The 6,751-nt window shown below is 34.7% G+C and carries 6 protein-coding genes; all 6 read right to left on the minus strand.

Going from position 1 to position 6,751, the window contains the following annotated elements:
- Positions 1–129: 129 nt before the first annotated feature.
- Positions 130–861 carry a hypothetical protein gene (locus HMPREF1116_RS07545; protein WP_231161340.1) on the minus strand — a complete coding sequence of 244 codons (732 nt, stop codon included), beginning with the start codon at positions 859–861 and terminating at the stop codon, positions 130–132.
- Between the two features lie 208 nt (positions 862–1,069).
- Complete coding sequence (gene rpsU / locus HMPREF1116_RS07550; protein WP_000048054.1) at positions 1,070–1,246, minus strand: 30S ribosomal protein S21; 177 nt, start codon at positions 1,244–1,246, stop codon at positions 1,070–1,072.
- 150 nt (positions 1,247–1,396) lie between these two features.
- Positions 1,397–1,711, minus strand: a complete 315-nt coding sequence (locus tag HMPREF1116_RS07555) for a hypothetical protein (protein WP_001168507.1) — start codon at positions 1,709–1,711, stop codon at positions 1,397–1,399.
- Between the two features lie 237 nt (positions 1,712–1,948).
- A complete protein-coding gene (locus tag HMPREF1116_RS07560) occupies positions 1,949–2,656 on the minus strand; it encodes a glucosamine-6-phosphate deaminase (protein ID WP_000864782.1) in 708 nt (235 codons plus the stop codon).
- Between the two features lie 216 nt (positions 2,657–2,872).
- Positions 2,873–5,032, minus strand: a complete 2,160-nt coding sequence (locus HMPREF1116_RS11700) for a Cna B-type domain-containing protein (protein ID WP_231161341.1) — start codon at positions 5,030–5,032, stop codon at positions 2,873–2,875.
- 323 nt (positions 5,033–5,355) lie between these two features.
- The coding region (locus HMPREF1116_RS07565) for an SspB-related isopeptide-forming adhesin (protein ID WP_000519561.1) at positions 5,356–6,751 on the minus strand (1,396 nt) is incomplete at its 5' end.

Below are 6,751 nucleotides of genomic sequence, written 5' to 3' on the forward strand. Positions count from 1 at the left end.
TAATTATAAAAAGTTTCAATAAGTACGTCTTCTAGTACTTTGTTAAATTAGTTGAGGCAAATCTTCCGAAAATCGATCAACATCTATGACCAAATCCCTTCCTGATTTTTTTATGTGAATTCTTGGAAGTTATTTTGTGAGTATTCGGTTTGCATCAGCTATATCTTGTGGATAGACATAGAACTGTTGTCCCTGTGGAAACTGATTTTGAACTTGCCATTTTTCAAAATCTTGCAGAAAAGTCTTATGAGATGGCATCCTGATTGCTTCAAACAAGGCATGATCAAAGAATCTTAACAACCGATAAAGACCATGAACCTCATCAGCAAAGCATTTATCAATCTTGTCACAGGGATAACCCTGTCTCTGATAAGCACGACATAAGTTTTGTAAAGCCATGCTTATCCCATCTACATCCTTTTGTACCAAACTTATAAAGTAGCGAACAGAAAATTCTTCCATACCTGTTCTTTTTTTCTTCTCTAGAAACTGTTGTGCCAGTATGAGAGCCTCAGACAATCTGTCTTCATCTTGATAATAAAGAGCATATAACAGATTGATGACATTTTCTGGATAATAGGTTCCTTTCAATGAGGGTAAGTCTTCTGGAATGAAAGATGAAATGACTGAAAAATCATTACAAGCAAAACAGTTAAATAATCCTCTCAAAATTCCAGCTGTATAGATTGTTCCACTTGCAAGCAAACCACCTTTAATTAACTCTACTCTTCCTATTTGCCACAAAGCTTTATTTAACAGATTATAGTCTCCATCTAAAAATGATACATAATATGCAAAATACTTGATATCATCTAACAATAAACTACTGTACAACTTTATCCTTAAAATATCATCGGACATTACTTTCGAATTGTTCAAATACTTCTCAAATATTTTTTGGTTCGACTCTTCAAATTCTAGCAAATTTATCGGATCAGAATAATAGCCTCAATCTTTAAAATGATCTTCACGCATCTTTTGATATTCTTTTACATACTCTCTCATAAGAACCACTTTCCTCTATCTACTGTATAAAAAAAGACTAGACAAGTCTAGCCTTTCTTATTAATTAGAATTTTTTACGTTTACGAGCTGCTTCTGATTTACGTTTACGTTTTACAGAAGGTTTTTCATAGAATTCACGTTTGCGTGTTTCTTGAAGAGTACCAGCTTTAGTAACTGCACGTTTGAAACGACGAAGAGCATCGTCAAGAGATTCATTCTTACGTACTACTGTTTTAGACATTTTTTTCACTCCCTTCAAGTTCAAGATCTATTCTATTTTACACGGAATAAAGAAAATTGTCAAGAAAAAAATGAAATTCTCCCAAATCATTCCATTTGATTTTAAAAAAATTTTCCCCTTACACCTAACCTAGTTCCCCACTTATAAAATTCATTCCAGACGGCCAAATAATTCATTTATTTCACACTCAATGGAATCTAGATATTTCCCATAATCTGACGGTAAATAAAAAATGATATACAGATCCTGACTATCAAAATGCCAGGCAAGATGTTTAAGTATCTGCTCTTGAATAAAATGTAAATCCTTTAGTTGAGCTAAACTAATAGCTTCTATCTTTGCTAAATACTGACAAAAATCAGAAAGTGACGAATAGTCAAATTTATTTTCTTCATGTAAAAAATACAGAAAACTTTGATTTTCAGCCCTTTTATTATCTTCTATAAGATTTGTTTCCTTTTGCACGATCGCGCTTCTTCTTTTCAGATTTTCTTACTATTCTTGTCATGCTTTCATTCTATCATTTTTTATAAATAGAGATCCTACCTGATTTTCAAGGTAAACTCAGCTTCATATTTCTCAACCACTCCTCTATTAAAATTATTGTACCACTTTCAGATAAACTCTATTCATTTTTTGAGCATATCCAAACCAAAAAACCACCCAATCTATAGGATCGAATGGTTTTTAATGATTAAAATCTTATTTTTTTAACAAGCTGAGTGCTGCTGCATCTGCGATAATGGTCACATCTGGATGGTTTTGCAGACTACTTGCAGGTAGACTTTCTGTCACAGGGCCTTCAACAGTTCCAGCGATAGCTTCTGCTTTTGATTCACCATAAGCAAATAGAAGGATAGACTTAGCATCCAAAATGTTCTTAATCCCCATTGAAATAGCTTGTGTTGGAACATCTTCAATCTTTTTAAAGAAACGTGCGTTAGCTTCGATAGTAGACTGGTCAAGTTCTACAAGATGAGTTTGACTGTCAAATGGTGTGCCTGGTTCATTAAAGCCAATATGACCATTGCGACCAATTCCTAAGATTTGTAGGTCAACTGGATGGTCAGCAAGGATTTGGTTGTAGCGTTCTACTTCTGCTTCTGCATTATCCTTGACACCACGTGGCAAGAAACTTTCTTTAAATGGTTTCTTGTTGAATAAATTTTCTTGCATAAAGTAACGGTATGATTGAGGATTGTCCCCATCAAGACCTACGTACTCATCCAAGTTCACACTTGTAAAATTTGAAAAATCAAGATCGCTCTCAACGATTTGTTGGTAAAACTCCAAAGGACTGCTTCCTGTTGCAAGTCCCAATGTTTGTGCACCGTTTTCCAATTTTTCTTTTAAGATATCAAAAGCAACTTTTCCACCTTCAATTGGATTTTCCACTTGAATAACTTTCATAATTTTGTCCTCCATATTCTTTATTTTATTATATGGTATAGACCAATTTTTGTCAAGTGAAAACGGTTTATTTTTGTTGAAAATATAAATATACTAAAGAAATCAATTAAGAGTTCTACCCTTAAGCAAAAAAGAGAGGAGTTTGACATCCTCTCTTAAATCTTATATCAGAAGCACTTCCTAATTATATTTTAGAAAATGATTCTTTTTCTTATATTATTTTTTACGTTTAGCAATCAAACTCAATCCAACTAAACCAAGTGCTACTCCTAAAACGATTAAAACTGTAGTTTTCTGCTCACCTGTTTTTGGTAACTCATTGGCCTTTTTCTTTTCAGGCGTTGATGATGTTACTGGTGATGGAGGTGTTACTGGATCTGGAGGTGTTACTGGACCTGGAGGTGTTACTGGGCCTGGAGGTGTTACTGGACCTGGAGGTGTTACTGGGCCTGGAGGCGTTACTGGACCTGGAGGCACTGGTGGTTGATAAGTGTTAATCAAGACTAGGTTCGTTTCCTTTTCTCGAACTGTTTTTGATACATATCCCTCAGGAACATTGACCTCACTAATTGTATAGCTAATCATTTTTCCTGCTATATATTTCGGAAGATTTGTAAAAGTATGAGTCCAATTATTATCTTCGTTTAAAATAACTTCTTGCCCTACTTTACTTCCATCAGCATAGAGTTGTACCTTAATGCTATTTGGGCGTTTTCCTGCTTTATTATCAGCATCATCCCAAAGCTTGCTGACTTTTAATTCTGTCACTTCAGGAATATCAGGAATATTAGGGACATGTGTATTAGTGATAATATAGTTTTTCTGATCAATAACAGTCGTATATCCTGCAACTTTATCTTCTACTACAGTATAAACAATTGCATTTCCTTCAGCATCATTTTCAGGCAGCTGCTCAAAGATAAAATTCCAATTCTCTTCTGATTTAACTGATTTACTTGCTACTTCTTTACCATTAGCCAAGAGACGAACAGTTATAACATCGGGACGGATACCAGCTTTATTATCAGCATCATCCCATATTTTCTTACCTTTTATACTTGTAGTTCCTTTGTAAATATTAGTAAATGTAGTTTCCTCTTCACCGTAAGACACTGTTCCCTTTTTGATACCATCATCATCCGTTACTGTTACAGTAACCTTTAGTTCATGGCTATCATAATCGTAATTATCAGTGGTTTCAGGAAGAACTTCACGAATGATATAGTTGTAAACTCCTTCTTTTTTATACTTAATAGCATTGAAGGTTACACTTCCATCTTCAGCATTTTTTACAATTTGAAGAGGTTCACTAGGGTTTGCAGCATCATAAAGTGCAAAGTTAAACTGATCTTTTTCTAGTGTTTTCCCTTTTAAAGTTTTGTGAGCCTTTAAGATAACTGATTCTGATTTTTCAGCGTTACCAAGACCTGATCCTGACTCTAGACGGACTTCACGTACCATACTACGTGTCTTAAAATTTGTGGCAGACCATGCCAAATTATTCGATACTAATGAACCTACAGGAACTCCATCTGGTAATTTAGTAGAGTATTCAATATACATTGCCCAATGATAGTTATCTCCAAATGGAATCGTAAAGCCTGTGATTCCTCCTTGAGCATTTTTAGTGAATACTGCCTTGTTTGAAAAGTTATCTAATGGCTCTAACGTGAGAATATGAGCCTCATTACGAATTTTTGTAGGTTGTGTATCATAACGAACAGCTCTAAATGATTCAGGAATTAAGGTTTGTCCATTACCAAAAGTATCCGTAATTGTCATCCCACGAATCATATCTTGATTGGCGTTCAAGAGAATACGCCACTTAATAATACTTGGATCTGTATCATCTTGATAACCGTATTTCATCTCATAGTCGCCTGCTTCACCACTATCTTGTTTGTACTTGAAACTATAAGTCTTATGATCAATGGTAACAGTAACTGGTTGACTCTCCTTAACAACTTCTCGATTAATAGTTAAATTAAACTGTAAAGAAAGCTCTTTATTCTCAGGTCTCTTAGAAAAATAATCTGTAAAAGTTATCGTAACTTTTCCTGTACTAGGATCTGTATGAGCAACACCAACCTTCGTACCCTTACTATTTGTAACGTCAAATGTCAAATTTGTAATCAATCTGAGCTCTCTAGGAATATCTAAAATCAATTGATCATTCTCAGAGATATTCTGATTATCTGGAAAAGTTAATTGATAAGTTGCGATTAAACGTTCCCCAGCAATAACTTCCACATCATCACTCAATTCAAGGCCAGATTTCTCATGAATAATCTTAGTATCAAGATTATAACCCGTCACCGAATCCGCTTGAACTGTTTTTGATAATTTAACTATTGATAAGCCTATTAGCAAAAACATTAAAAAAATGTTAAACATTTAGACAATTTATGCTTCATAATAACCTCCTTTACGATTAGAAAACATCTGATTGTCTTATCAAATTATACCATACTTATTTGAAAAATGTACAATAACTGACCATTTGTTTAATTAATTTTAAAGTTTTATATTTATTCAAAGCTTTCGGTTTCTTAAATAAATTATAAAAACAAAAAGAGAGGCATTAACCTCTCTTCTTGCGATTACATACACTTATTTAATAAATGTATAACCAACTTTAGAATATCTTTGCTTTAGATATTCAAAGACAAATCTTGAATCATTCTAGAAAACTAGAAATATTAAGCTTCATCTTCTTTTTGGCGTTTCGCAACCAAACCTAGACCTACAAGACCAAGTGCAGCACCAAGTGCAGCAATTCCAGATTTAGATTGTTCACCAGTGTTTGGCAACTCAGGACCTTTAGGTTTTTCTGGTGTTGGTGGTGTTACTGGTGTTGGTGGTGTTGGTGGTGTTGGTGGTGTTGGTGGTGTTGGTGGTGTTGGTGGTGTTGGTGGTGTTGGTGGTGTTGGCGGTGTTACCTTGTTGTTAAACTCAGTATCTTCAGGCATTTGTGAAGTAAGAGTCAACACTTTACCATCCTTAGTTACAGTAACTCCAACAGTCGCTACCATCTTATCGTACTCAACTCCAGCCTCTGTACCTTTCACTTCTTCTACATGATAGATATAAGTACCTTCTTGACCACGTTTGAATTCAAGAGCTGAGAACTTGATCTTACCTTCAGCATCATTGCTTACGGTTTCAATCACGTTACCATCTTTGTCTTTCAATACGAAGCTGAATTCACCAGCTTTCAACGCACGACCTTCCAATTTCTTCGTGAAGTTGAATTCAACTTTCACTGGAATATTAACAACACGTTTTTCAGTTGGTTTTTCTGGTTTTTCAACTGATTTCTTAGTTGGATCATATTGGTGAACAATTTGAGAAGCTGTATTTTCAATATCTACACCTTCTTTAGCAGTTCCCTTGATACGTGCTGGAATATCAAACTTGTAGTAACGTCCAAATGCTAATTTAGCAGTGTCGATTACTTGAGTATTTTCTGCATCTCCAAGTGACTTAGTCAAGTCAGCCTTAGATGTAGCAGTAATGACACCATCCACAATTGAGATATCAAACTTAGCTGTTACATCTTCACCAGTTACTGAATCATAAGCCTTAATTTCAGATACGTTAACATCCAAGTTTTCGCTATCATATTTATCTGTAATACCAACAGATTGAATATTGTGAGCTTCAGTGAATTTAGTTGTATCTAACCATACTTGGTAAACAACCTTATCACCCTTATGGAGTGTTTGAGTATTGATATTTTGCTTTTCATTATTATCAACTTTGTCCACGTATGGATCTTTGTTGGTATCAGCTACTTTATCAGTCAACTCTTTATCATCATCAAGGAGTTTATTTCCAGTGATATCAAATTTCTCTTCATTAAGAATATATTTCTCTGGATTGAACTCAGGAGTTTCTGGTGGAATCACCTTGTTGTTGAACTCTTTGTCTGCTGGATCAGTTACGTTAGTGATGAGAGCTTTTGCTGTTCCGTCATGTTTAACTTCTACAGTTACTACTGCTTTCATCTCATCATAAGTAACAGTTCCATCAGTACCTTTCACTTCTTCAACAGTATAGTTGTGAACGCCTGCTTGCTCTTTCTTGAATTCGATA

The organism is Streptococcus sp. SK140 (genome assembly GCF_000259525.1).
Taxonomy (GTDB): Bacteria; Bacillota; Bacilli; order Lactobacillales; family Streptococcaceae; genus Streptococcus.